This is a genomic window from Streptomyces sp. NPDC002809 (assembly GCF_040295435.1).
Taxonomy (GTDB): domain Bacteria; phylum Actinomycetota; class Actinomycetes; order Streptomycetales; family Streptomycetaceae; genus Streptomyces.
This window is the reverse complement of record NZ_JBEOVJ010000091.1, coordinates 1-22,666: the sequence shown is the minus strand read 5'-3', so window position 1 is coordinate 22,666 and position 22,666 is coordinate 1. Positions and strand designations below refer to the sequence as shown.

The window sequence follows — 22,666 nt, the reverse complement described above, 5'->3', positions numbered from 1 at the left end:
AGGGGCGGCCGCGCGCGGGCCGGGTCTCACGGCATGGCTCCGCGGGCGGGACGGGCGGATCTCACGGTTTGGCCGGCGCACCGATGCGGACCGGGGCGGCGGTCCGGGCGAGCACCTCGGCGACGTCGACGCCCGGTGCGGTCTCCACCAGGACGAGTCCGTCGGGAGTCACGTCGAGCACGGCCAGGTCCGTGATGATCCGGTGCACGCAGGCCCGGCCGGTGAGCGGCAGGGTGCACTCCTCGACGATCTTCGGGCTGCCGTCCTTGGCCGTGTGGGTCATCGTCACGATGACGCGGCGGGCGCCGTGCACAAGGTCCATGGCGCCGCCGATCCCGGTCACGAGCTTGCCGGGCACGGCCCAGTTGGCCAGGTCGCCGCCTGCGGACACCTGCATCGCGCCGAGCACGGCCGTGTCGATGTGACCGCCGCGGATCATGCCGAAGGAGAGCGCCGAGTCGAAGAAGGAGGCCCCCGGCAGGACGGTGACCGTCTCCTTGCCGGCGTTGATCAGGTCGGGATCGACGTCCTCGTCGTACGGGAAGGGGCCGGTGCCCAGGATGCCGTTCTCGGATTCGAGGACGACGTGCACGCCGTCGGGCAGGTGGTTGGGGATGAGCGTCGGCAGGCCGATGCCCAGGTTGACGTACTCGCCGTCGCGCAGTTCGGCGGCCGCTCGGGCAGCCATCTCCTGGCGGTTCCAGCTCATCGGGGACCGTCCTCGTCCGGGGTGTTCCGTGGTGTCACGGTGCGCTGCTCGATCCTCTTGTCGGCCGCCTGCTCCGGGGTCAGCGCGACCACACGCCGGACGAAGATGCCGGGCAGGTGGACGTGGTCGGGGTCGATCTCGCCGGGCTCGACCAGTTCCTCGACCTCGGCGATCGTGATGCGGCCGGCCATGGCGGCGAGGGGGTTGAAGTTGCGGGCCGCCTTGTTGAAGACGAGGTTCCCGTGCCGATCTCCCCTGGCTGCCCTGACCAGGGCGAAGTCGGTGCGGATGCCGCGCTCCAGGACGTAGGAGGTGCCGTCGAAGTCGCGCACCTCCTTGGCCGGGGAGCTGACCGCGACGCCGCCGTTCCCGTCGTAGCGCCAGGGCATTCCGCCGTCGGCGACCAGGGTGCCGACTCCGGCCGGGGTGTAGAAGGCGGGAATGCCCGAGCCGCCGGCACGCAGCCGCTCGGCGAGGGTGCCCTGCGGGATGAGTTCCAGCTCCAGCTCACCGGCCAGGTACTGGCGGCCGAACTCCTTGTTGCCGCCGATGTACGAGCCGGTGACCCGGCTGATCCGGCCCGCGGTCAGCAGTACCGCGAGCCCCGATTCCTGCGCGCCGCAGTTGTTGGAGACGACGCGCAGACCGCCGGTGCCCTGTTCGTGGAGTGCGGCGATCAGGGCGTCGGGAACGCCACTGAGTCCGAAGCCGCCCACCGCGATCGACGCGCCGTCCGGCACGTCGGCCACGGCTTGCGCGGCAGAGGCGACCACCTTGTCCATGGGACCTTCCCTCAGTTGTTCGCAGAGTGAAGTTTCTTTCACTATTCTTGGCACGGAGTCTGCCGCCCGTCCGGAATCCTGTCAACGGTCGGCGGACCGCCGCTGCCGGGCGGACCGCCCCTCACCTGCCCTTGTTCACTACTGTGTCCCCACGACGCACGACGGAGAGCCGATGCCACCGACCCCCACGCTCCAGCAGGCCGAGACGCCGGAACCGGCCGAGGCCGTCGCCCCGCTGATGCGCGGCATCACGGTCCTTCGCCGGCTCACCGACGAGGGCGGGACGATGAGCCCCAGCGCCGTCGAGCGCGCCACCGGCCTGGCCCGTTCCACGGTCGACCGGATCACCGCGACCCTGGCCCGCATGGAGTACGTACGTGTGGACGGCCGCGACATCACGCTCGCCCCGCGCCTCATGGAACTGGGCAACGCCTACCTCTCCGCTCTCCGCCTTCCGTCACTGCTCGGCCGGCGCGCCGACGCACTGGCGGACGAACTCGACGAGTCGGTGTCCCTCGCGGTCGGCGACGGCGACGGCATCCGCTTCATCCATCAGGCCACCCGGCGTCGCGCGATGTCGCTGAGCTTCCGCATCGGCGACCTGCTGCCCGCCGAACGGACCGCCCCCGGGCCGCTGTTGGCAGCCGACTGGGACGCGCGGGCGTGGCAGCGGTGGCGGGAGCGCCGCGCATCGGACCCCGAGGGTCTGGCCTTCCCCGCCGTGCCCCCGCACCCGTGCTCGGACGAGAAGGAGTTCGCCGTACGTGCGGAACGGGCGCGCCACGACGGCTGGGCCCTGGACGACCAGCGGATCGAGCCCGGTCTCGTCGCACTGGCCGTGCCGGTCCGCTCCCCCGAGGGCGAGGTCGCCTGCCTCGTCAGCGTCGTGAGCCACACCAGCCGGCACACCGCGGCCTCCCTGCACGAAACCCTGCTGCCCCGGTTGCTGACGGCCGCCGCGGCCATGGAACAGGTCCTCCGCCAGGCCCCTCCCGCCGTCCACCCGGACTCCCCCACCGCACTGGCCTCCTGGACAGGGGCGTCGAAGCAGGAGCTGGGCCGCGAGTTCATCGAGTCGCTCGCGCGCGGGCTGACCGTGCTGGCGTCCTTCGGTGAGGGCCGGGACGCGCTGACACTGACCGACGTCGCGCGGGCGACCGGTCTGGCCAGGGCAACCGCCCGACGTGCCCTGATCACCCTGGAACACCTCGGATACGTCGCCACGCAGAGCCGGGCGCACCACCTCACCCCGCGCGTGCTGGCCCTCGGCTTCCCGCCGCTGTCCCGCGCGACGCTGCCGCAGATCGCCCAGCCCCACCTCGCCGCGCTGACCGAGCAGGTCCGGGACTCGGCCTCGCTCGCCGTCCTCGTCGGCGACGACGTCCAGTACACGGGGCGCGTCGCGACCCGGCGCATCATGAACGTCAACATCACGGTCGGCACCCGGTTTCCCGCGCACGCGACCTCCATGGGCCGCGTCCTGCTCGCAACCCTGCCGCCGGAGGAGCGCGAAGCCCGCCTCGCCCGTACGGAACCGCACGCCCTGACCCCGTACACCATCACCCTGCCCGACGAACTCCGGGCCACCCTCGACCGTGTCCGGGCCGACGGTTACGCCCTGGTCGACGAGGAGTTGGAGGTGGGTCTGCGTTCGGTCGCCGTCCCCCTCCGCGACCGCCGCGGCACGGTCGTGGCCGCGGTCAACGTGGCCATGCACAGCAGCAGCCGCACCCTGGAGGAATGCGTCACGGAGGTGCTGCCCCGCCTTCGCGCGGCAGCCGCCCGCATCGAGGGCGACCTGCACATCACCGAGCGGCACCTCCGGGTCCCGGCGACGTGATCCCGCGGGTCGGGCGTTCGCACCGCGCTCGGTGCCGGGTTCCGCCGGAGGGTGCTGGAGCGTCGCCCGACCACCCTCGGAGTGGGCCGGCGGGTTCCGCGCCCGCGAGAGCGGCGGGGCAGGACGCAGGCGAAATCGAAGAGCCGGGACGCGGCTCGACTGCTAAGATCGTCACGCCTTTCAGCGTGTACCGAGGAGACCAGACATGGCAGGCGACGACGACATCTCCGGGTGATACCCGGATGTGATCGGCCACCGCGGGCGCCCAGGGGCGCCACCGCAGTGGCCATGTCGTTGTTCCCTTCGGCCACTCCTCCGGGGCGGCAGTCCGTGCCGACCCCGGAAATCACACGCGAGGTCTCCCGCATGTCCGACGCTTCCGTCATCTGCTCCAACCTGTCCTTCTCCTGGCCCGACGACACCCCCGTCTTCGCCGATCTCTCCTTCACCGTGGGCACCGGCCGTACCGGCCTCGTCGCGCCCAACGGGTCCGGCAAGAGCACCCTGCTCAAGCTGATCGCCGGAGAGCTGCGCCCCGCCACCGGATCCGTGACCGTGGGCGGCACACTCGGCTACCTCCCGCAGAGCCTCCCCCTGACCGGCGAACTGTCGGTGGCGGAGGTTCTGGGCGTCGACGCGGTGATCCGCGCGCTGGACGCCGTCGAGTCCGGCGACGTGGACGAGGACCACTTCGCAGTCATCGGCGACGACTGGGACATCGAGGAGCGCACCCGTGCCCAGCTGGACCGGCTCGGGCTGGAGGGCATCACCCTCGACCGCAGCATCGGCACGCTCAGCGGCGGCCAGGTCGTCTCGCTCGGGCTGGCGGCCCAGTTGCTGAAGCGGCCCGACGTCCTGCTGCTCGACGAACCGACCAACAACCTCGACATCGACGCGCGCCGCACGCTCCACGACACGCTGGAAGCGTGGAACGGAACCCTGCTGCTCGTCAGCCACGACCGCGCACTGCTCGACCGGATGGACCGCATCGCCGAACTCAACACGAGCGAACTACGCCTGTACGGAGGCAACTTCACTGCCTACGAGGAGTCCGTACGGGCCGAGCAGGAGGTGGCCGAGAAGAACGTCCGCAATGCCGAGCAGGAACTGAAGAGGGAGAAGCGGGAGCTGCAGCAGGCGCGTGAGCGGGCCGAGCGCCGTGCGAGCAACGCGGCCCGCAACCTCAAGAACGCGGGGCTGCCGCGCATCTTCGCGGGGAACATGAAGCGGGGCGCCCAGGAGTCCGCGGGCCGGGCAGGCCAGACACATGCCGCCCGGGTCGGCGACGCCAAGGCCCGGCTGGACGAAGCGGGACGCGCCGTACGCGACGAACAACGCATCACCCTCGACCTCCCGGAAACCGATGTCCCCGCCGGGCGCACCGTCCTGCTCGGTGAACAGATGCGGGTCCGCCGCGGCGGCCAGGAGCAGTTCGCCGGCCAGGGCGTCGACCTGACGATCCGGGGCCCCGAGCGCATCGCGCTCACCGGGCCCAACGGGGCAGGCAAGAGCACTCTGTTGCGCCTGATCAACGGCGATCTGCCGCTGGACGGCGGTGAGATCAGGCGTGCCGACGGGCGGATCGCGTACCTCTCGCAACGCCTCGACCTGCTCGCCCTCGACCGCACGGTGGCCGAGAACTTCGCGGCGTTCGCCCCGCACAGGCCGGAGGCGGAGCGGATGAACCTGCTCGCGCGCTTCCTCTTCCGCGGCGACCGCGCCCACCTGCCCGTAGGTGTGCTGTCCGGGGGCGAACGCCTGCGGGCCACGCTTGCCTGTGTCCTGTGCGCGGAGCCGGCCCCGCAGCTGCTGCTCCTTGACGAGCCGACCAACAACCTCGACCTGGTCAGCGCCGATCAGCTGGAAAGCGCGCTTGGCTCCTACCGGGGGGCGTTCGTGGTCGTCAGCCATGACGAGCGGTTCCTCGAACGGATCGGGGTGAACCGGTGGCTGAGGCTGGCCGACGGGGAGCTGCTGGAGACCGGAGCGCCGCAGACGTGACCTCCTGACGTGCCGTCCTGGCCCGTCCCCGAGGCCGAGTGCCCGGCGGGCCGAGAACCGATCACGTTGGAGGCAACGATGAGCAACCCCACACCCTCGCCCGCCCTGCTCGCGCACGACCTCGTCCGCACCTTCGGTGCGCGGCGCGTACTCGACGGAGTGTCGCTCACCGCGTCGCCCGGTCACCGCATCGGTCTGATCGGGGAGAACGGGGTCGGCAAGTCGACTCTGCTGCGGCTCCTCGCCGGGACGGACGAACCCGACTCCGGCAGCGTCACCCGGCCTGGCGATGTCGGCTTCCTGCACCAGGAGATGGCATTCGACACCGGGTCGACGATCACCGACGTACTGGACGACGCCCTCCACGAGGCCCGGTCGGACCTGGCGGAGCTCGACCGGCTCTCCGGGCTGCTCGCCCGCACCCCGCAGAGCTCCCCCGACCACGCCGCGATCCTGGAGACGTACGGCGGACGGCTCCAACAGGCCGAGGAACGCGAGACGTGGGACGCCGACCGGCGTGCCGCCGTCCTGCTCACCGGGCTCGGCCTCGCGGCGCTGCCGCACGGGCGGACGCTCGGCTCGCTCTCGGGCGGGCAGCGCGGCCGTCTGGCACTCGCCGCGCTGCTGGTGCGACGGCCCTCCGCTCTGCTGCTGGACGAGCCGACCAACCACCTCGACGACGAGGCCGCCGCCTTCGTGGAGGAGCAACTGCGCGGCATGCCGGGCCCCGTGGTGATCGCCAGCCACGACCGGGCCTTCCTCGACGCCGTCTGCACGGACCTGATCGACCTCGATCCGGCCGTCGACGGTCCCGTACGGTTCGGCGGCGCCTACAGCAGCTATCTGACCGAGAAGCGCGCCGAGCGGGCCCGCTGGGAGCGCCGTCACGCGGAGGAGCAGCAGGAGCTGGCGGCGTTGCGGCGCTCGGCCGATGTGACCGCACGCATGGTCGCGCCGGACCGCGGACCGCGGGACAACGAGAAGATGGGGTACGGCCTTCGGGCCGGGCGCGTGCAGAGCCAGATCGCACGCCGGGTCCGCAACGCCTCCCGCCGGCTGGACGAGCTCGAGCGCAACCGCATCGGTGAGCCGCCCCCGCCGCTGCGGTTCCGGTACACCTCTCTGGCCGGGCCGTCGGCTGAAGGCACCCTCGTATCCCTGCGCGGGGTGCGTGTCCCGGGCCGGCTGGCCGTGGACCGCCTGGACGTCGCGGCGGCCGAACGCCTGCTGGTCTCCGGTGGCAACGGTGCGGGGAAGTCGACTCTCCTCGCGGTTCTCGCCGGCACTCTCGCCGCCCGGGGCGAGGTGGGCCGGCGGTCGGGGCTGACAGTCGGGATGCTGGCCCAGGACACGGAGTTCGCCAGGCCCGACCGTACGGTCCGGGAGACGTACGAACAGGCACTCGGCTTCGAACGGGCCGAGGAGGTACCGCTGGTCTCGCTCGGTCTGATGCATGAGGGAGACCTCGACAAGCCGGTGCGGCAGGTGTCGGCCGGCCAGCGCCGCAGGCTCGCCCTGGCCGTACTGACGGCACGCCCGCCGCAGCTCCTGCTGCTCGACGAGCCCACGAACCACCTGTCCCCGCGCCTGTGCGACGAGCTGGAGGAGGCCCTGGGCACGGGTCCAGGGGCCATCGTCCTGGCCAGTCACGACCGCTGGCTGCGGAGGCGCTGGCAGGGGCGGGAGCTGCGGCTGCTCCCGGAGCGTGAATCGCCTTGCGGTGCAGCCCTGGACAGCCCTTGAGGGCTGCCCCGTGAGCCGTGGTGGATCAGCGCGCGGCCTCGGATGCGGTGCATCGCAAGGCTGAGGAGCGTCCGCATACCCGATGTATTCGGGCGTTCCGACAACGCGGCGAGGCGCCGTAGCCGTCGTCGCGCGCCCGCCAGGGATGACGGGACATCCCATAGGCTCATCCGCATGCTGAAACGGCTTCCGTTCGACGAAACGCTGCGCTCCACCGTGGGCATCCCCCGGCAGAGCGAGCTCCTGGACAGCAGTCCGCGGTCGCGGGTGTGGCGGGTCCGGCTGGCCGACCGAAGTCAGGTGATCGTCAAGCAGATCACCGACGACGGGGACGCGGGAGCCGACGCGGACACGCGCTTCGCGCGGGAAGTCGCCGGGCTGCGCCTGGCGGGGCGGGCCACCGGGCCAGCCGTGGCCCCCGCGGTGCTCGCCACGGAGCCGTCCGCGCGGGTGATGGTCCTAGAGCACCTGGACGACCTCGGCAAGGTGGCCGACTGGATGCCGGGGTACGCCGAGTCGCTCGCCCGACTGCATGCCCTGACCGGGCCCGCCGACGCGGGCGCGCTCCCGTCCTGGTCTGGGCCGACGGCCGCCGACGCGGAGTCCTTCCTCACCCTGGCCAGGACGCTCGACGTGCCCGTCCCGTCCGCGGTGTCCGATGAACTCACCGCTCTCCTCGAACGGTTGGACCCCACGCCGCACCATGCGCTGCTGCACGGGGACCCGTGCCCCGGCAACGACCTGCGCACCACCGGCGGCGTCCGTTTCGTCGACTTCGAACGGGCCTCCCTCGGCAACGGACTGGTCGAGCTCGCGTTCTTCCGCATCGGCTTCCCCACCTGCTGGTGCGCGATGTCGGTCACGGCGGCCCCGCTCGCGGAGGTCGAGAACATCTACCGGACCACCTGGCGCGGCCTCACCGGCAGGGATGTGCCGGGTGATCTGGCTGACGCGTGCGCCGGCTGGCTGATCCAGGGCGACGCGCTCGTCGAGCGGGCGCACCGAGGGACGGTCGACCAGCTCGCCCGGGTGCCCACCGAGGACTTCGAGTGGGGCTACATCTCCGCCCGCGAGCGGCTCGTCCACCGACTCGGCGTGGTCGCCGACCTGACCCGCAACAACGACCTCCTGCACGCAGTGGGCCGCCTCAGCTCCACCCTGGCCGTGCGCCTGTTGGAACGCTGGCCGGAACTGCGGCCGCTGCCCGCACACGACACCCGCCCTTGGTACTAGCGCGTCCGCAACGCATCGTCGTCGGCCCGGAGGGCGGGGCCCGCGGTGTCCGGTGCGTGCTCTCACCGGTTCACCACCTCCGGTGCGGCCACCTCGATCAGCAGGGCCTGTCCAGGGTTGAGCGTCGGCAGGGGCAGCCCCGCACCGGTCAGTACCGCGCCCGGCATCGGGACCCAGTCCTTGACCGCCTCCCGGTACCAGGCGGGGGCAGTGACCTGGTGCATGGAGGGCAGCCCGGCCTCCGCGCGGATACGGACCCGGTAGGGCCGGCCGGGGGCCAGGCCGGGCAGGCGGACACGGCCCGACTGCGCCGGCACGGAGGTCGCCGTCCGCGCCCAGCAGTACAGCGCGGAACGGGTGTCCGGTGCGACGACTCCGTGGAGGTACGTCGCGTCGTCGCCGAGGTCCGCCCTGACGACCCGTCCGGCGTGGAGCAGCCCGCGCACCTCTTTGTAGAGCGCCGCCCACCGGGTCAGCGCCTCCCGTTCCGTGGACGTGCGGGCGGTCAGGTCGTCCTCGATGCCCGCGTGTCCGAACAGTGCGGTGATCAGGCGGAACGAGTCGTCGGCGACCCGGCCCGTCGTGTGGCTGCGCGGTCCCCCGACATGGGCGCCGACGAGTTCGGGCGGCAGCAACTGCCCCGTCCAGCGCTGGATGGACTGACGCTCCACGGGGTCGTTGCAGTCCGATGCCCACACCCGGTCCGTTCGGGCGAGGACTCCCAGGTCGACGCGTCCGCCGCCGCTGGAACACGACTCGATCTCCAGGCCGGGGCGGCGGGACCTGAGAGCGTCCATCAGCCGGTACAGGGCCCGTGTCTGGGCGTGCACCCCGGGCCGGTCACCGGCGTTCGTGCCGCGGTGGACCGCCTCGTGCAGTTCCCGGTTGTGGTCCCACTTCAGGTAGTCGATGCGGTACTCGGCGACGAGTGCGTCCAGCGATTCCAGGAGATACGCGAACGCCTCGTCGTGGGCCACGTTCAGCACGTACTGCCGGCGGGAGCTGGGCCCCAGGCCCGCGGACGGGCCGAGGATCCACTCGGGGTGCTCCCGCGCGAGGTTCGATTCGAGGTTCACCATCTCCGGTTCCACCCAGAGTCCGAACCGCATGCCGTGGCCGTGCACCCGGTCCGCCAGCGGGGTCAGCCCCTGGGGCCACATCTGCGGGTCGACCGTCCAGTCGCCGAGTCCGGCCGTGTCGTCGCGGCGGCCGAGGAACCAGCCGTCGTCCAGGACCAGGCGCTCCACCCCGACGGCGGCAGCGGCGTCGGCCAGTGCGAGGAGCCGTTCGGGACGGTGGTCGAAGTAGACCGCTTCCCAGGTGTTCAGCGTCAGCGGGCGCGGTGACGACGGGTGCCCGGGGCGGGAGCGGAGCATCGTGTGGAAGCGTCCGGCGAGGCCGTCCAGACCTTCGGCGGACCACGCGAAGTAGCACTCGGGCGAGGTGTAGCTGTCACCCGGTGCGAGCCGGATCTCACCGGGCGAGAGCAGTTCGCCCCCGCCGAGGACGCCGCCGTGCACCCCGGCGCCTTCGGGCAGCCGCTCGGCCAGCCAGCGCTGGTTGCCGCTCCAGCCGACGTGCAGGGCCCAGACCTCGCCCGTACGGAACCCGAAGCCGGGCACACCGACCGTCAGCAGATAGGGCGCGTCCAGCCCGGGGCGTCCCCGGCGGACCTCGCGGACGTGGCCGGCGAAGGCGAGCGGGGCGCGCTGCGGGGAGCGTTCGCGGCACCACTTGCCGGTGAAGTCGAGGATCTCCTGGGCGCGGTTCGGCAGCGGGAGCAGGGCCGTGGTGGCGGCGAGATCGTACGGGGCGGGGCCGGGGGCATCGGGCGGGGAGGACATCCGGGTGCGCACGCCCAGGACACCGGACGGGTCGAGCCGATAGGTGAGTGCGAGGTCGAGCCCGGCGTCGGAGTCCCGGAGAGCGATGACGAGTGCGTCCGGGCTCTCCTCGGCGCCGGTCATCGTGACGCGGGGCGTGGTGGCCGTCCCGGCACGGTGGCCCTCGTGCGCGGGGGTGCCCGACCAGCCTTCGGCCTGGGTCGGCCAGACCGTGAACTGCCGCGGTTCGTCGAGTGCGCAGTGGAGCGAGGCTCCGTCCGCCGACAGGGCAAGGGACGCGAGACCGTCATCGGTCAGCTCCCCGAGGTCCTCGCCCCAGTGCAGGATGCGGGGCAGCGGAGCTCGGAGCTCGACGACGAAGCTCACCCCGGCTGCGCGCAGGTGTGCGATCCGGGTGGTGCTGAGGGTCATGCGGTGTCCTCTCGGAACCGGTGGGGCGGCGATACGCCTCGCCGCCCCCCATTGCCGGTCAGGCGTACGGGTCGAAGGGGATCCCGGCGGGCTTCGCCTTGTCGAGGTGGCCGGCGAAGTTGCCGTCCTTGAGACCGAAGACCGCACTGCCGAAGTCGGCCTGCACCAGCTTCTCCCTTATGCCGGCGGGGTAGCCGTTCCAGCCGACCAGATCGGGGAACTGCCACTGGTGGTAGTGGTTCTCCGGCGGCTCGTCGCCGGTGGTCGCGCGGCGGAAGCAGTGCGTGCCGATTCCGTCCTTGTGGTAGACGACCTTGGGGTGCGTCCCGTCCCACAGCATCCCGTCCCGGCCGTAGACGTTGAAGTCGCCGTGGGCGGAGGTGGAGACGTACTTCGCCTCGTTGTCCTGCACCCACACCACGATGTGCTCCCAGTCGTGACGGTGCCCGCCGAGCCCGCTGCCTGCCACGGCCTGGTCCTTCTCGAAGTAGAGGCCGTACATGATGGCGCACCAGCCGTTGTTGCACATGGAGCGTGCGTAGCCGTTGGTGTTGTCCAGGTCCCAGGAGTCGTGGCAACTGCCGTTGACGGCGCCCGTGGTCTTCAGCCCGGGAGCTATGGCTCCGTCGGCGCCGATGGCGGGTGTCGGATAGCAGCCGTCGCCGTCGTAGTCGAAGGCGGGCTGGAACGTCTGCTCCAGTGCGTCCGCGTTCGCGGGCAGCGCGCCGGGCACCGCCGCGAAGGCGCTGCCGGACGAGGCGACGACCAGTGCCGCGGCGGCGGCCAGGGTGAGTGACGCCTTGCGGAGTCGTCCTGTGTTCTTCACTGCATCCTCCTGGTTCACACCTGCCGGACTAGGCCATGCCATGGCATGCCCATGTCCAAGCTCGCGGAACCCCGTTGCCCGGTGGGGCGTCACGGATTTCGCAGTGGTGAAGCGCCGGCCAACGGCTCTACGGCATGTCCGGTACGGAGCGGGCGTCGGCGCCAGGTCCGTACCGGACATGCCGTCACGGGCCGGCTGCCCGGAAAGGGCGCACCGTCTGCCGGACCGGATCGGTCTCCTGCTCGGCAGCCCCGGCACGGGAGCCCCCACGAGCGGCAGCCACCCGCGCCCCTGCGCCGCTCATCGCAGCGCCGCCCCCGGCGCACGGTCCAGGTCGTGGTGGATGGGCGTCCGTGAGCCGGTCAGCGGCGCGCCCGTGCCTCCCCGGCGCTCCGCGACGATCTCCGCCGCGATGGACAGCGCGGTCTCCTCCGGCGTACGGGCTCCGAGGTCGAGACCGATCGGGGAGCGCAGCCGGTCCAACTCGCCGTCGGTCAGGCCGACTTCGCGCAGCCGCTGGTTGCGGTCCTCATGGGTGCGGCGCGAACCCATCGCGCCGACGTACGCGACCGGCAGCCGCAGGGCCTCCTCCAGCAGCGGGATGTCGAACCTGGCGTCGTGGGTGAGTACGCACAGGACGGTGCGCTCGTCGGTCTCGGTGTTCCTGAGGTACCGGTGCGGCCAGTCGACCACCACGTCGTCCGCCTCGGGGAACCGGGCGCGGGTGGCGAAGACGGGCCGGGCGTCGCACACCGTCACATGGTGGCCGAGGAACTTGCCCGCCCGTACCAGCGCCGTGGCGAAGTCCACGGCGCCGAACACGATCATCCGGGGCGGCGGCACGCTCGACTCCACGAACAGCGTCAGGCCGCCCGGACAGCTCGTGCCGTCCTCCGAAAGCTCCGTGGTGCCGGTGCGGCCGGCGTCCAGGAGTGCCCGGACCTCCGCGGCGGCCCCGCGGTCCAGGGCCGGACTCCCGTCGAGGCTGCCCTCGTACGTTCCGTCGCCCCGGACCAGCAGGGCCCGGCCGAGCAGGCCGTCAGGTCCGCGGACCACCCGGGCGAGCGCCACCGGCTCGACGCGACCCGCTGCCGACAACGCCGCCCGGAGCACCGGCGCTTCGGAGCGCACCGGTGCGACGAGGATGTCGATGACGCCGCCGCAGGTGAGGCCCACGGCGAACGCGTCCTCGTCGCTGTACCCGAACCGTTCGCGCACCGTCCGGCCGTCCTGGAGGGTTTGGACGCACAGCTCGTACACCGCCCCTTCCACGCAGCCGCCGGAGACCGAGCCGATGGCGGTGCCTTCGCTGTCGACGGCAAGGGCCGCTCCCGGGGCACGCGGCGCGCTGCCGTCGACCGCCACCACGGTGGCGACGGCGAAGTCCCGGCCTTCCTCCGACCAGCGGTGCAGGGCCGCCGCGATGTCAAGCACCCGGGGATTCCTCCGCAGCCCGCTGCCGCGCCTCCTCCGCGGCCGCCAGGACCCGGTCGGGACGGATCGGCAGGCGGCGGTGGCGTACGCCGGTGGCGTGCCACACCGCGTTGGCGATGGCGGCGGCGACTCCCACGATGCCGATCTCGCCGATGCCCTTGATCCCGACCGGGTCCTCCGGGTCGTGGTCATCCACCCAGTCCGCCTCGATGTGCGGCACATCGGCGTGGGCCGCGACGTGATAGCCGGCCAGGTCGGCGTTGACGTGGCCACCGGATGCCGCGTCGCGGACCGCCTCCTCGTGCAGGGCCATCGAGAGCCCCCAGGTCATGCCGCCGACGAACTGGCTTCGTGCGGTCAGCGGGTTGACGATGGTGCCCGCTGCGAAGATGCCGAGCATCCTCCGTACGCGCACCTCACCGGTGGTGACGTCCACGGCGGCTTCGGCGAACTGCGCCCCGTAGGAGTGCCGTTCCTTCTGCGCCAGGGCGCCGATGGCTTCGGTGGTGTCCGAGCGGGCGGTGATGCCCTCCGGCGGAACGGGTCCGCCGAGGGCGAGCAGTTCCCGCAGCTCCTCCGCCGCCAGCCGTACCGCCCAGGCCCAGGAGCGTGTGCCCATGGAGCCCCCGGCGATCCATGCAGGGCCGAGATCGCTGTCCCCGATGCGCACCCGGATGCGGTCCGGTGCGACCTGCAGTGCGTCCGCGGCGACCGAGACCATCGCGGTCCTCGCCCCGGTCCCGATGTCCGCCGCGTTGATTCCCACGGTGAAGTGGCCGTCCGGCTCCGCGGTCACGGCAGCCGTGGACGGGCCGGCGCCGGCGGGGAAGGACGCAGCCGCCATGCCGGTCCCGATGAGCCAGCGTCCCTCGCGGCGCAGTCCGGGGCGCGGGTCCCGGTCGGCCCAGCCGAAGCAGCGGGCGCCCTCCTCGAAGCAGGCGAGCTGGTTGCGACGGCTGAAGGGCAGCCCCGACACGGGACCCACCGTGGGCTGGTTGCGCGTCCGCAGCTCGATCGGGTCGAGGCCGCACTTCTCGGCCAGTTCGTCGATGGCGGACTCGATGGCGAAGGAGCCCGGTGTCTCACCCGGCGCCCGCATCCAGGTCGGGGTCGGCACATCGAGCCGCACCAGCCGGTGCCCGGTTCGATGCGCGTCGGCGTCGTACATGGTGCGTCCCACGTTGGCACCCGGTTCGACGAACTCGTGCACGGTCGACGTGAGACTCAGCGACTCGTGGCCGAAGGCCCGCAGACGGCCGCCGGCGTCGGCTCCGAGCGTGACCCGCTGCGCGGTGGGACTGCGGAATCCGACGAGCGAGAACATTTGACGGCGCGTCAGCACGACGCGGACAGGGCGGTGGAGCAGGGTCGTGGCCATCACCGCGGCCACCTGGTGCGGAGCCAGGCCCTTCGATCCGAAGCCGCCGCCGACGTGCTCGGAGCGCACCCGGACGGATGCCGGATCGAGGGAGAAGAGCGACGCGAGCTCGCTCGCCACCCAGAAGGCGCCCTGGTTGGAGTCGAGGACATCCAGCCGGCCACCCTCCCACCGGGCCGTCGCCGCATGCGGCTCCATGGAGTTGTGGTGTTCCTCCGGAGTGGAGTACTCCTCGTCCACGACGAAGGCGGCCTCCCGGAGCCGGGCCTCCAGGTCCCCCTTCTCCGTGTCGGCCTGGGCCATCGAGTTGGCGCCGGGGGTGTACGCACCGGAGTGCCCGGCGAAGAACCCGACGTCGTGCGGTTCCGTCTCGTAGCGGACCACCAGCGACTCGGCGGCCTCCCTGGCCTGCTCCGACGTCTCGGCGACGACCAACGCCACGGGCCAGCCCATGAAGGGCACCCGGTCGTGCTGGAAGATCCCGACAACCGGGTTGGGCCGTCCCAGAAAACCCGCGTACTCGGTGTCGACCCGGGGCGCGTTCCCGTGGTGGAGCACGGTGAGCACCCCGGGCATGGCGCGGACGGGAGCGTCCTCGACGGTGGCGACCCGACCGCGGGCCACGGTCGACAGCACCAGCCAGCCGTGGGCGAGTTCGGCGAAGGGGATCTCGCCGGCGTAGCGCGCCGCGCCGGTGACCTTGTCCCTGCCCTCCACACGGGTTCGGGCGGAGCCGACAGCTCCCGTCACGTTGGTGTTCTCGGTCGTCGTGGTCATCGGGCGGCCTCCTCGGCGAGTTCGGTGAGCACGGCCACTACGAGGTTGCGCATCAACGTCACCTTGTATCCGTTCTCCGGAAGGGCCTCGGCGGCTGCCAGTTCGGCATCCGCCGCCGCGGCGAACGCCTCGGCGTCCGCAGGACCTCCGATCAGCGCACGCTCGGCCGCGCGGGCCCGCCAGGGCCGGGACGCCACCGCGCCGAAGGCCAGCCGCACTTCACGTACGACTCCGTCCTCAACGGCGAGCGCGGCGGCGACGGAGCCGATCGCGAACGCGAAGGAGGCGCGCTCGCGCACCTTGCGGTACCGGGAGTGCGCGGCGACCTCGGCCGGCGGCACGGTGACACCGGTGACCAGGGCGCCGGGCGGAAGAGCCGTCTCGATGTGCGGGGTCTCCCCCACCGGCCGGTAGAACTCAGCGATCGGCAACTCGCCCGGCCCGTCGGCCGTTTCGTACGAGATGACGGCGTCGAAGGCCGCGAGCGCGACCGCCATGTCCGAGGGGTGCGTCGCCACGCAGTGTTCGGAGGCGCCGAGGATCGCGTGGTTGTGGTGCTCGCCCGCCAGGGCGGGGCAACCGCTGCCGGGGGTGCGCTTGTTGCACGGCTTGGCGAGGTCGCCGAAGTAGCCGCAGCGGGTCCGCTGGAGCAGGTTCCCGCCGACCGTGGCCATGTTGCGCAGCTGACCGGAGGCGCCGGCCAGGAGCGCCTGTGCCAGGGCCGGGTAGTGCCGGCGCACTTCGGCATGGGCGGCGAGGTCGCTGTTGGTGGCGGTGGCGCCTATGCGCAGCCCGCCGCCAGGGGTGAACGCGATCTCGCCGAGGGGCAGTTCCTGGACGTCGACGAGAAGCGTCGGCCGTTCCACACCGGCCTTCATCAGGTCGACGAGGTTGGTTCCGCCGCCCAGGAAGCGGGCTCCGGGGTCCTCGGCGAGCAGGGCCACGGCCCCGGAGACGTCGAGGGCACGTTCGTATCCGAATTCCCTCATGCCACGGCCTCCTCGGCGGCGGCCGCGGACTCTTCCGCCGCGCGTGCCACGGCCTGCACGATCGACACATAGGCGCCGCAGCGGCAGAGATTGCCGCTCATCCGCTCACGGATTTCCTCGGCGGTCAGAACGGGCACGCCCGCTTCCGGCCGGACGTCTTCGGTCACGGCGCTCGGCCAGCCCGCCGCGTGTTCCTCGATCACCGCGAGGGCCGAACAGATCTGGCCCGGGGTGCAGTAACCGCACTGGTAGCCGTCGAGGTCGAGGAAGGCCTGCTGCACCGGATGCAGCCGGTCGCCGTCGGCAACGCCTTCGATGGTGGTGATCGCCCGCCCCTCGGCGGCGACCGCGAGCTGCAGGCAGGAGACGGTCCGCCGCCCGTCCAGCAGTACCGTGCACGCACCGCACTGGCCCTGATCGCAGCCCTTCTTGGTGCCGGTCAGATCGAGTCGCTCGCGCAAGGCGTCAAGCAGAGTGGTGCGGTGGTCGACGGGCAGCGTGTATTTTTCGCCATTGATGTTCAGGGTGATGGCACTGGACGTCGATGGGGCCATGATCAGCCTTCTTTCGCATTGCTTATGCGCGTCGAACGAGACGATCCCGGCAGGCGTGCCGGGAGGGAGAGGGCGATGTCTGTAGGTGAACGGGCCACCAAAGGCGCTGGTCAGCCACATTGGCCGGTTTTACCGCTATGGTGGAGAAGTGAAGCGGACAGCTGTCCGCTTATCCGTCGAACCTAGCGGACAACTGTCCGCTCAGCAAGGGCGACTTGACTGTGTTTCCGGAAGGAGGAGGCGTGGACGAGGAGAGGGGCACGCCCCAACGTCCGGACGCGCAACGTAATCGCGAGCGCATCCTGGCTGTCGCACTGACCGAGCTGACGCGGTCCGCGGACGCCCCGGTGAGCGCGATCGCGAAGAAGGCGGGCGTCGGCCAGGGGACGTTCTACCGCAACTTCCCGAACCGTGAGGCCCTCGTCCTGGAGGTCTACCGCTACGAGATGCAGCAGGTCGCCGATACCGCGGCCCAGTTGCTCAGCACCCGCACGCCCGACCGGGCCCTGCGGGAGTGGATGGACCGGCTGGCGCAGTACGCCATGGCCAAGGCCGGCCTCGCCGACGCGCTCCGCACGACCGCGAGCAGGTACGGCAGCCTGGCCCAGCTCGGCCACGGTCCGGTGACCCGCGGCATCACCCTCCTGCTGCACGCGAACGAGGAGGCGGGCACCATCCGCCCGGGGGTGACCCCGGACGACTTCGCGCTCGCCATCGCCGGCCTCTGGCAGCTCGACCCGCACAGTGAATGGCAGCCGCGGGCCGCACGGCTCCTGGACCTGGTCATGGACGGGCTGCGGGCGGGGGCGCCCGGCGGGGGCCCGCCGTCCGCGGAGGCTCGGCCATGAGGGCGTAGGGCTCACGTCCCGATGACCACCGTGCGCGCCCACGCGGGCGGCTCGTCCGGAACGTATTCGGGATCGCCCTCGTCCCAGCCCCCCGCGTAGGGCCGGTCGAAGAGACCCACCACCGTCCGGCAAGGTGGCGGTGTGCTCGGCCAGGGCGTCTGTCCGTCGGTGAGAGCCACGATGACATCGGGCCGGGGCTGCGACCTGAGCGCCCTGGCGAAGCCCGAGCGCAGGTCCGTGCCCCCGCCGCCGACCAGCGGGATTCCCTCGGCATGACACAGCGGGTGCACGACCCGGGTCGCCGCGTCGCACGCGAGGACGGTGACCAGGTCCCGCCGGCCGCCCACGGCACGGGAGATGGCGGCGATCTCCAACAACGCACTGCCCAGTTCGGTGTCGCTGACCGAGCCGGACGTGTCGACGACCACAGCCACCCGGGGAGGCCTGCGCCGCAGGCTCGGCAGTACGACACCGGGCACCCCGGCCGAGCGTCGCGCAGGACGGCCGTACGTGTAGTCCTCGCCCGCCCCCGGGCCCGAAACCGCCGAACGGACCGCGGCTCCCAGCAACTGCCGCCACGGCTGGGGCGGATGGAAAACCTCCTGCGCCCATCTCCGCCACCCCTTCGAGGCGCTGCCCGGCCGGCCGGTGATGCCCTGCGCCACCCGGAAACGCACCGCGTCCCGCTCCTGCGTGCTGAGGCCGTGGGCACCCTCCGGCCCGAGGTCCCACTCCCGTTCCAGCCCGTCGGCACCACTGCCGCAGTCCAGCCAGGCCAGGTCCTGCGTACGCGGTCCGAGCCGGAACTGACGCAGGTAGTCCTCCATGAGCTCCCCCTCGGGCAGGTCCAGGTGCCGGGGCTCGACAGCACCTTCCGGCTGGACCAGGCCGTCACCGAACACGTCGTCGTTGATCTCGCAGTCGGCCGCGATGTTCATCCGCAGCCGTTCCGCCGGACCGGTCAGTCCCTGCTCCCGTGCGAACCGGTCGCTGCGCCCATGGTGGTCGCGCAGCAGGTGCGACACCTCGTGCACCCACACGCCGGCGAGTTCCTCCACCGGTGTCCGGTCCACGAAGACCGGCGAGACGTAGCAGCGCCAGTGCGGGTCGACGGCCATCGTGGGGACCCGCCACGACTCCACGGTGTGCAGGGCGAACAGCGCCGTCGCCAGGTAGGGCCGGGCACGGGCGGCCTGAAGCCGGGCGGCGAAGAGCTTGTCGAGGTCCAGTGCCCCCGGTTCGCCCGGGGTCACCGGCGGGCCTTGGTGGCGGCCGTGGCGCGGGCCGCCGCCTCCTCGGCGCGCCGGGAGAGCGACACCGCTCCGGCGAGTGCCTCGATCGACTCCGGTACGTCCCAGTCCTGCTGCCTCAGCGTGGCGAGTGTCGTCGCGGGGACGACGACCAGATCCGGGGCCCCGGTCTCCAGCGCCCGGACCAGGAGGGCCCACGCCGCGTCCCAACGTGACTTCTCAGGCGTCCGACGGACCGCCGCCACCACGCCGTCCAGCACGGCCTGCCGCAGGTCCCCCCGCTCGGGCAGGTCGGCGCCGGCCGGGTCGGCGAGCAGCGCCTCCGGATCCGGCAGGTCCATCCGGTCCAGGCTCGCCAGCAGCTCCAGTCCCGGACCGTCGCCCACCGCGCCCCTCACCAGCAGGGACAGCACGTCGCGCGAAGCGTCGGCCGCGGTCGCGAAGGCGATCAGACGCAGCGTCATCTCCCAGCTCCGTGGCGAGGGCCAGGCCCCGCCCCGGCGTGTCTCCCCGCTGGGCAGCCGGTGGACGAGCGCGGGACGCGCCGAGAGCAGTCCGCACACCGCCCGGCGGGCGAAGTCCACGGACTCCGCGAGCCGCTCGGGGGCGAGCCGCGGCAGGGTCGCCCGGGGCCACGTACCGCCGAGCCCGCGCACCACGACATCGTGGTCGTGGACCCACTGGAGGTGCACGAACCGGTTGGCCAGGGGCGGGCTGAGCTCCCAGCCGTCCGACGCCGACGAACGGGGGTTGGCGGCGGCGACGATGCGTACGCCGGGCGGGAGCCTGAGCGAGCCGATCCGGCGTTCCAGTACGAGACGGAGCAGCGCGGCCTGCACGGCGGGCGGGGCGGTGGACAGTTCGTCGAGGAACAGCAGCCCGCGGCCCGCCCGCACCAGGCGCACCGCCCAGTCCGGCGGTGCCATCGGGACACCCTGTTCCGCGGGATCGTCACCGACGATGGGCAGCCCCGAGAAGTCGGACGGCTCGTGGACGCTGGCGATGACCGTGGTCAGGGGGAGTTCCAGCGACTCGGCGAGCTGGGTGAGGGCCGCGCTCTTGCCGATCCCCGGCTCGCCCCACAGGAGTACCGGCAGGTCGGCGGCCACGGCCAGGGTGAGGGCCTCCAGCTGGGTGTCCGGACGAGGTTCGGTGGTGGTGTCGCGCAGGAGGGCCATCAGCTCGCCGGCGACGTCCAGTTGGGAGACCGGGGCCCGGTCGTGGGTGGGTGCGGGCAGGGCGCGTGTGGGCATGTGTGGTCACCTGAGGGGTCTAGGTACGAATGTGGACAGGGCTTCGAGCGCGGGGACGAAGGTTCCCGGATCAGCGGAAGGCCGCGTGGCGCGGGACCTTCGGGATCACCGGAAGGTCGTGTGACGCGGGAATTTCGGGATCAGCGGACCGTCGCGCGGAACGGCCGCCGGTACGGGTGGCGGTCCCGGGAGCGCCGGAATTCCGGGCGGGGGTGGCGGGCCCCGGACCCGGCGAGGTCCGCCCGGAACAGTCCGTAGGCGATCCGCCGCAGCGCCGCGGTCTCCAGCTCGTCCCGCAGGGGACCGCTTCGCAGGATCGCGCCGGGGCCCAGCAGGCCTTCGACGACGGCCAGCGCACCTTCGATGTCGCCGTGGTCGAGGCGTTCCCGTACGCCGGTGAGGCAGTCCGGGCGGCGGTGGGCCTCGTCGACGGCCTGGAGGCAGGGCATCGGTGTGCCGGTCAGGGCGGCGAGGAGTTCCTCGCGGCGGAGCTCGGCCGGGTCGTGGTCGAGTGGGGCCAGTGCCCCGTCGACCAGGCCGATCCGGTGCCGCGCCCCGCGGCATTCCACGAGGCGGGGCTGTCCGGCAGCGTCGGGAATCGGTGCGGGTCCGGCCGGCACGTGTTCCGGGATCAGCGCCCGGACGACCAGCGGGTGCAGCCGGTCGGCCTCGAACCCTCCGCTGCGGATGAGTTCCAGGTCGGGCAGCGCCCAGGTCGCGGCGTCGGGCAGGACCGGCAGCACGTAACCGGCGCCGTCCGCGGACGCCTCCGCGATCCGCAGTGCGGGCGGGCCGGGGCCGTCGCCGTCCGCGTCCAGTCCGAGGAGCAGCCGGTGCCGGCCCCCGAACCGCACGACGAAGGTACCGCCGGCCCGCCCCTCGGCCGCCAGGAGCAGGGCCGCCTCGGCAGCCCATCGTCCGGGGGCGCAGCGGCGTCCCGGCGGCACCCGGTCCGAGACGGCGGGGTCCACCGCGTCGGTGGGCGGGCGGTCGGCGCCGGACCGGATGAGCAGTTCGCCCGTCCTGCGCGCGTCCCACAGGTGGCGATGCAGGTCGAGGCGGAAGCGCCGGCTGGGCCGGGGATGCGGGTGGAGGCGCGCTGCCGCCTCGGAGCGGGTTCCGTCCCACAGGGCGAGGCTGATCCGCTGGCCGGCGTCGGCCCAGGCGGGCGGGGTCCGCACCACGAGGTGCACGGGGTGAGAGGAGGGCCTCGGCTGCCGGGCCTCAGGGGCGCCCGGATCCACGGCGTCGTACCGGGCCAGGGCGATCGTCAGCCCCGGGCGCAGCAGCCCGTGCGGAGCGATTCTCGGCAGGTGCCAGCGCAGGAGATCCGGCACCAGGTGCCGCAGATCGGCCCTTACCCGGGCGGCGAGTTCCCCGCCGTGGGTACGGGCCAGAGAGCCCAGTCGGAGATCGACATCGATGCCCGCGGCAGCGCATGCCCCCGCCCAGTCACCGGCACGGCGGCGGGCGGTCGCGGTCTGGATCATGGAGGGCGGCACGGCGAACTCGCGCACGCGCAGCCAGAAGGAGAGGAAGGGGTCCCGATTCGCGTTCTCGGTGAGCATCAGCACTCACCTTGCGCGGACGGGTCCCCCGATCTGTGAGCAATGTGTGTTGTCATCGCGAGGCAGCCTAACGGCCCGCCCTCGTGCCCGCCAGGTGTTTTCGAGCGCCCTCCCCCGCTTTGAGGCCGCGGCAGCCACCGGGCGGGGCGAGCGCGTAGGGTGCCGGGATGGTCGAGATCCCCGAGGCGTTCGCACGCGGCACCGTGAGGCGTGAAGGTGCGCCCGGAGCGGTCTGGATCGCCGGACTTCCCGCCGTCGTCGACGAGTTGTGCGGTCGCTGGGAGTGCGTTCCGGACGGCGAGGTCAGGTACGGAGGCGTCGGCCTCGTCGTCCCGGTGCGACGGCGGGGCGCGGCCGACGCCGTACTGAAGGTGTCGTTCCCGCACCCCGGCAACGTCCATGAGCCGGACGCGTTCGCGGCGTGGGACGGACGCGGAGCCGTACGCCTGTACGAGCGCGACGGGGAGCACTTCGCGATGCTGCTGGAGCGCGTGGGGACGTCGGACCTCGGGGAGGTCGAGGACGACGACGAAGTCGTGCGAGTGGCCGGGCTGATCAGCCGCAGGCTGGCCGTGCCGGCTCCGCCCGGTCTGCCCCGGCTGTCCGAACAGGCCGGGGCCTGGGAGGAGCGGATGCGCGAGGACGCCGCGGAGTTGCGCCATTCGCTGTCGCGCCACGTGCTGGACGCCGCCGTCGCGACGGCGCGCGAACTGGGTGGCAGCCAGCCGGACACCCTCGTCCACGGCGACCTCCACGCCAGGAACATCCTGCGCGCCGACCGTGAGCCGTGGCTGGCCGTCGACCCCAAGGGGTACGTGGGGGACCCCGCATACGACGGCGGCACCCTGCTCAAGTCCCGGGCCGTGTCACTTCTCGCGGCGGAGGACCTGCGCAGAGCCGTCGACCGCACACTGGACGTCTTCACGGAGGCCGCGGAGCTCGACCGCGAGCGGACCCGGCGCTGGGCACAACTTCACGCGGTTCAGGCCGCGTTCTGGGGACGTCGGCACGGGTTCCGCAGAGCCCGCAGCGGCCCCGGACGTGATTGGCTCACCGATTTCGCGGACAGACTGGCGGAGTTGCTCACCAACCGCATCTGACCGCCCTGAGCGCACGGCATGTCCTCAGACGCCCCGGGGCGGGTACCACACGGTTCCGCGGGGGGCCGGCGGGCGGGAGGCGCCGGGCGCCCCGGGGTGGGGGGGGGGGAGGACCGGACGCGGGAG

General features: G+C 72.5%; 17 protein-coding genes. 6 read left to right on the top strand and 11 right to left on the bottom strand.

The annotated features are described in order from the left end of the window. Nucleotides 1-61: 61 nt before the first annotated feature. Nucleotides 62-709, bottom strand: coding sequence for a CoA transferase subunit B (locus ABT025_RS33820; protein ID WP_351002481.1), 648 nt, complete (start codon nucleotides 707-709; stop codon nucleotides 62-64). Next, a complete protein-coding gene (locus tag ABT025_RS33815; RefSeq protein ID WP_351002480.1) occupies nucleotides 706-1,491 on the bottom strand; it encodes a CoA transferase subunit A in 786 nt (261 codons plus the stop codon). The genes ABT025_RS33820 and ABT025_RS33815 overlap by 4 nt, the downstream gene beginning before the upstream one ends. A 172-nt stretch (nucleotides 1,492-1,663) precedes the next feature. On the opposite strand from ABT025_RS33815, the gene ABT025_RS33810 reads away from it, so the two are divergent. The 4 genes from ABT025_RS33810 to ABT025_RS33795 all read left to right on the top strand — a co-directional run bounded on the left by ABT025_RS33810 (nucleotide 1,664) and on the right by ABT025_RS33795 (nucleotide 8,308). After that, entirely contained in the window at nucleotides 1,664-3,331 is a 1,668-nt protein-coding gene (locus tag ABT025_RS33810) for an IclR family transcriptional regulator domain-containing protein (RefSeq protein ID WP_351002479.1), read from the top strand. 366 nt (nucleotides 3,332-3,697) lie between these two features. Then, nucleotides 3,698-5,332: a ribosomal protection-like ABC-F family protein gene (gene abc-f / locus ABT025_RS33805; protein WP_351002478.1), complete on the top strand. Its 1,635-nt coding sequence runs from the start codon at nucleotides 3,698-3,700 to the stop codon at nucleotides 5,330-5,332. A 78-nt stretch (nucleotides 5,333-5,410) separates the two neighbouring features. Further along, nucleotides 5,411-7,075, top strand: a complete 1,665-nt coding sequence (locus ABT025_RS33800; RefSeq protein ID WP_351002477.1) for an ABC-F family ATP-binding cassette domain-containing protein — start codon at nucleotides 5,411-5,413, stop codon at nucleotides 7,073-7,075. Between the two features lie 174 nt (nucleotides 7,076-7,249). Next, nucleotides 7,250-8,308 (top strand): phosphotransferase family protein, encoded by a 1,059-nt coding sequence (locus tag ABT025_RS33795; RefSeq protein ID WP_351002476.1) that lies wholly within the window; start codon nucleotides 7,250-7,252, stop codon nucleotides 8,306-8,308. Nucleotides 8,309-8,370: 62 nt separating this feature from the next. Here the strand turns inward: ABT025_RS33795 and ABT025_RS33790 are convergent, their stop codons facing one another. The 6 genes from ABT025_RS33790 to ABT025_RS33765 form a co-directional block, all read right to left on the bottom strand. Beyond that, nucleotides 8,371-10,563 carry an alpha-galactosidase gene (locus ABT025_RS33790; protein WP_351002475.1) on the bottom strand — a complete coding sequence of 731 codons (2,193 nt, stop codon included), beginning with the start codon at nucleotides 10,561-10,563 and terminating at the stop codon, nucleotides 8,371-8,373. 58 nt (nucleotides 10,564-10,621) lie between these two features. After that, entirely contained in the window at nucleotides 10,622-11,389 is a 768-nt protein-coding gene (locus ABT025_RS33785) for an NPP1 family protein (protein WP_351002474.1), read from the bottom strand. A gap of 300 nt (nucleotides 11,390-11,689) precedes the next feature. Next, nucleotides 11,690-12,823, bottom strand: coding sequence for an XdhC family protein (locus ABT025_RS33780; RefSeq protein WP_351002473.1), 1,134 nt, complete (start codon nucleotides 12,821-12,823; stop codon nucleotides 11,690-11,692). Next, nucleotides 12,816-14,978, bottom strand: a complete 2,163-nt coding sequence (locus tag ABT025_RS33775) for a xanthine dehydrogenase family protein molybdopterin-binding subunit (RefSeq protein ID WP_351002472.1) — start codon at nucleotides 14,976-14,978, stop codon at nucleotides 12,816-12,818. The genes ABT025_RS33780 and ABT025_RS33775 overlap by 8 nt, the downstream gene beginning before the upstream one ends. After that, complete coding sequence (locus ABT025_RS33770) at nucleotides 14,975-15,967, bottom strand: FAD binding domain-containing protein (RefSeq protein WP_351002471.1); 993 nt, start codon at nucleotides 15,965-15,967, stop codon at nucleotides 14,975-14,977. Before ABT025_RS33770 ends, ABT025_RS33775 begins: the two co-directional genes overlap by 4 nt. Then, nucleotides 15,964-16,521, bottom strand: coding sequence for a (2Fe-2S)-binding protein (locus tag ABT025_RS33765; protein ID WP_351002487.1), 558 nt, complete (start codon nucleotides 16,519-16,521; stop codon nucleotides 15,964-15,966). Before ABT025_RS33765 ends, ABT025_RS33770 begins: the two co-directional genes overlap by 4 nt. 242 nt (nucleotides 16,522-16,763) lie before the next feature. Between ABT025_RS33765 and ABT025_RS33760 the strand changes: the two genes are divergently transcribed. Beyond that, nucleotides 16,764-17,369 carry a TetR/AcrR family transcriptional regulator gene (locus ABT025_RS33760; protein WP_351002470.1) on the top strand — a complete coding sequence of 202 codons (606 nt, stop codon included), beginning with the start codon at nucleotides 16,764-16,766 and terminating at the stop codon, nucleotides 17,367-17,369. 11 nt (nucleotides 17,370-17,380) lie between these two features. On the opposite strand, the gene ABT025_RS33755 is transcribed toward ABT025_RS33760, so the two are convergent. The 3 genes from ABT025_RS33755 to ABT025_RS33745 form a co-directional block, all read right to left on the bottom strand. Further along, nucleotides 17,381-18,622, bottom strand: coding sequence for a vWA domain-containing protein (locus ABT025_RS33755; RefSeq protein WP_351002469.1), 1,242 nt, complete (start codon nucleotides 18,620-18,622; stop codon nucleotides 17,381-17,383). Then, nucleotides 18,619-19,872 (bottom strand): AAA family ATPase, encoded by a 1,254-nt coding sequence (locus ABT025_RS33750; RefSeq protein WP_351002468.1) that lies wholly within the window; start codon nucleotides 19,870-19,872, stop codon nucleotides 18,619-18,621. The genes ABT025_RS33755 and ABT025_RS33750 overlap by 4 nt, the downstream gene beginning before the upstream one ends. Nucleotides 19,873-20,012: 140 nt before the next feature. Further along, complete coding sequence (locus tag ABT025_RS33745) at nucleotides 20,013-21,440, bottom strand: hypothetical protein (protein WP_351002467.1); 1,428 nt, start codon at nucleotides 21,438-21,440, stop codon at nucleotides 20,013-20,015. 167 nt (nucleotides 21,441-21,607) lie between these two features. Between ABT025_RS33745 and ABT025_RS33740 the strand changes: the two genes are divergently transcribed. Beyond that, on the top strand, nucleotides 21,608-22,540 hold the full coding sequence (locus ABT025_RS33740; protein ID WP_351002466.1) for an aminoglycoside phosphotransferase family protein: 933 nt from the start codon (nucleotides 21,608-21,610) through the stop codon (nucleotides 22,538-22,540). The last annotated feature ends 126 nt before the right edge of the window (nucleotides 22,541-22,666 follow it).

Excerpts from the sequence above, each read along its gene's own strand:
- ABT025_RS33820 (WP_351002481.1), bottom strand. The coding sequence starts at position 709 with ATGAGCTGGAACCGCCAGGAGATGGCTGCCCGAGCGGCCGCCGAACTG.
- ABT025_RS33815 (WP_351002480.1), bottom strand. The coding sequence starts at position 1,491 with ATGGACAAGGTGGTCGCCTCTGCCGCGCAAGCCGTGGCCGACGTGCCG.
- ABT025_RS33810 (WP_351002479.1), top strand. The coding sequence starts at position 1,664 with ATGCCACCGACCCCCACGCTCCAGCAGGCCGAGACGCCGGAACCGGCC.
- abc-f (WP_351002478.1), top strand. The coding sequence starts at position 3,698 with ATGTCCGACGCTTCCGTCATCTGCTCCAACCTGTCCTTCTCCTGGCCC.
- ABT025_RS33800 (WP_351002477.1), top strand. The coding sequence starts at position 5,411 with ATGAGCAACCCCACACCCTCGCCCGCCCTGCTCGCGCACGACCTCGTC.
- ABT025_RS33795 (WP_351002476.1), top strand. The coding sequence starts at position 7,250 with ATGCTGAAACGGCTTCCGTTCGACGAAACGCTGCGCTCCACCGTGGGC.
- ABT025_RS33790 (WP_351002475.1), bottom strand. The coding sequence starts at position 10,563 with ATGACCCTCAGCACCACCCGGATCGCACACCTGCGCGCAGCCGGGGTG.
- ABT025_RS33775 (WP_351002472.1), bottom strand. The coding sequence starts at position 14,978 with ATGACCACGACGACCGAGAACACCAACGTGACGGGAGCTGTCGGCTCC.
- ABT025_RS33770 (WP_351002471.1), bottom strand. The coding sequence starts at position 15,967 with ATGAGGGAATTCGGATACGAACGTGCCCTCGACGTCTCCGGGGCCGTG.
- ABT025_RS33765 (WP_351002487.1), bottom strand. The coding sequence starts at position 16,521 with ATGGCCCCATCGACGTCCAGTGCCATCACCCTGAACATCAATGGCGAA.
- ABT025_RS33750 (WP_351002468.1), bottom strand. The coding sequence starts at position 19,872 with ATGCCCACACGCGCCCTGCCCGCACCCACCCACGACCGGGCCCCGGTC.
- ABT025_RS33745 (WP_351002467.1), bottom strand. The coding sequence starts at position 21,440 with ATGCTCACCGAGAACGCGAATCGGGACCCCTTCCTCTCCTTCTGGCTG.
- ABT025_RS33740 (WP_351002466.1), top strand. The coding sequence starts at position 21,608 with ATGGTCGAGATCCCCGAGGCGTTCGCACGCGGCACCGTGAGGCGTGAA.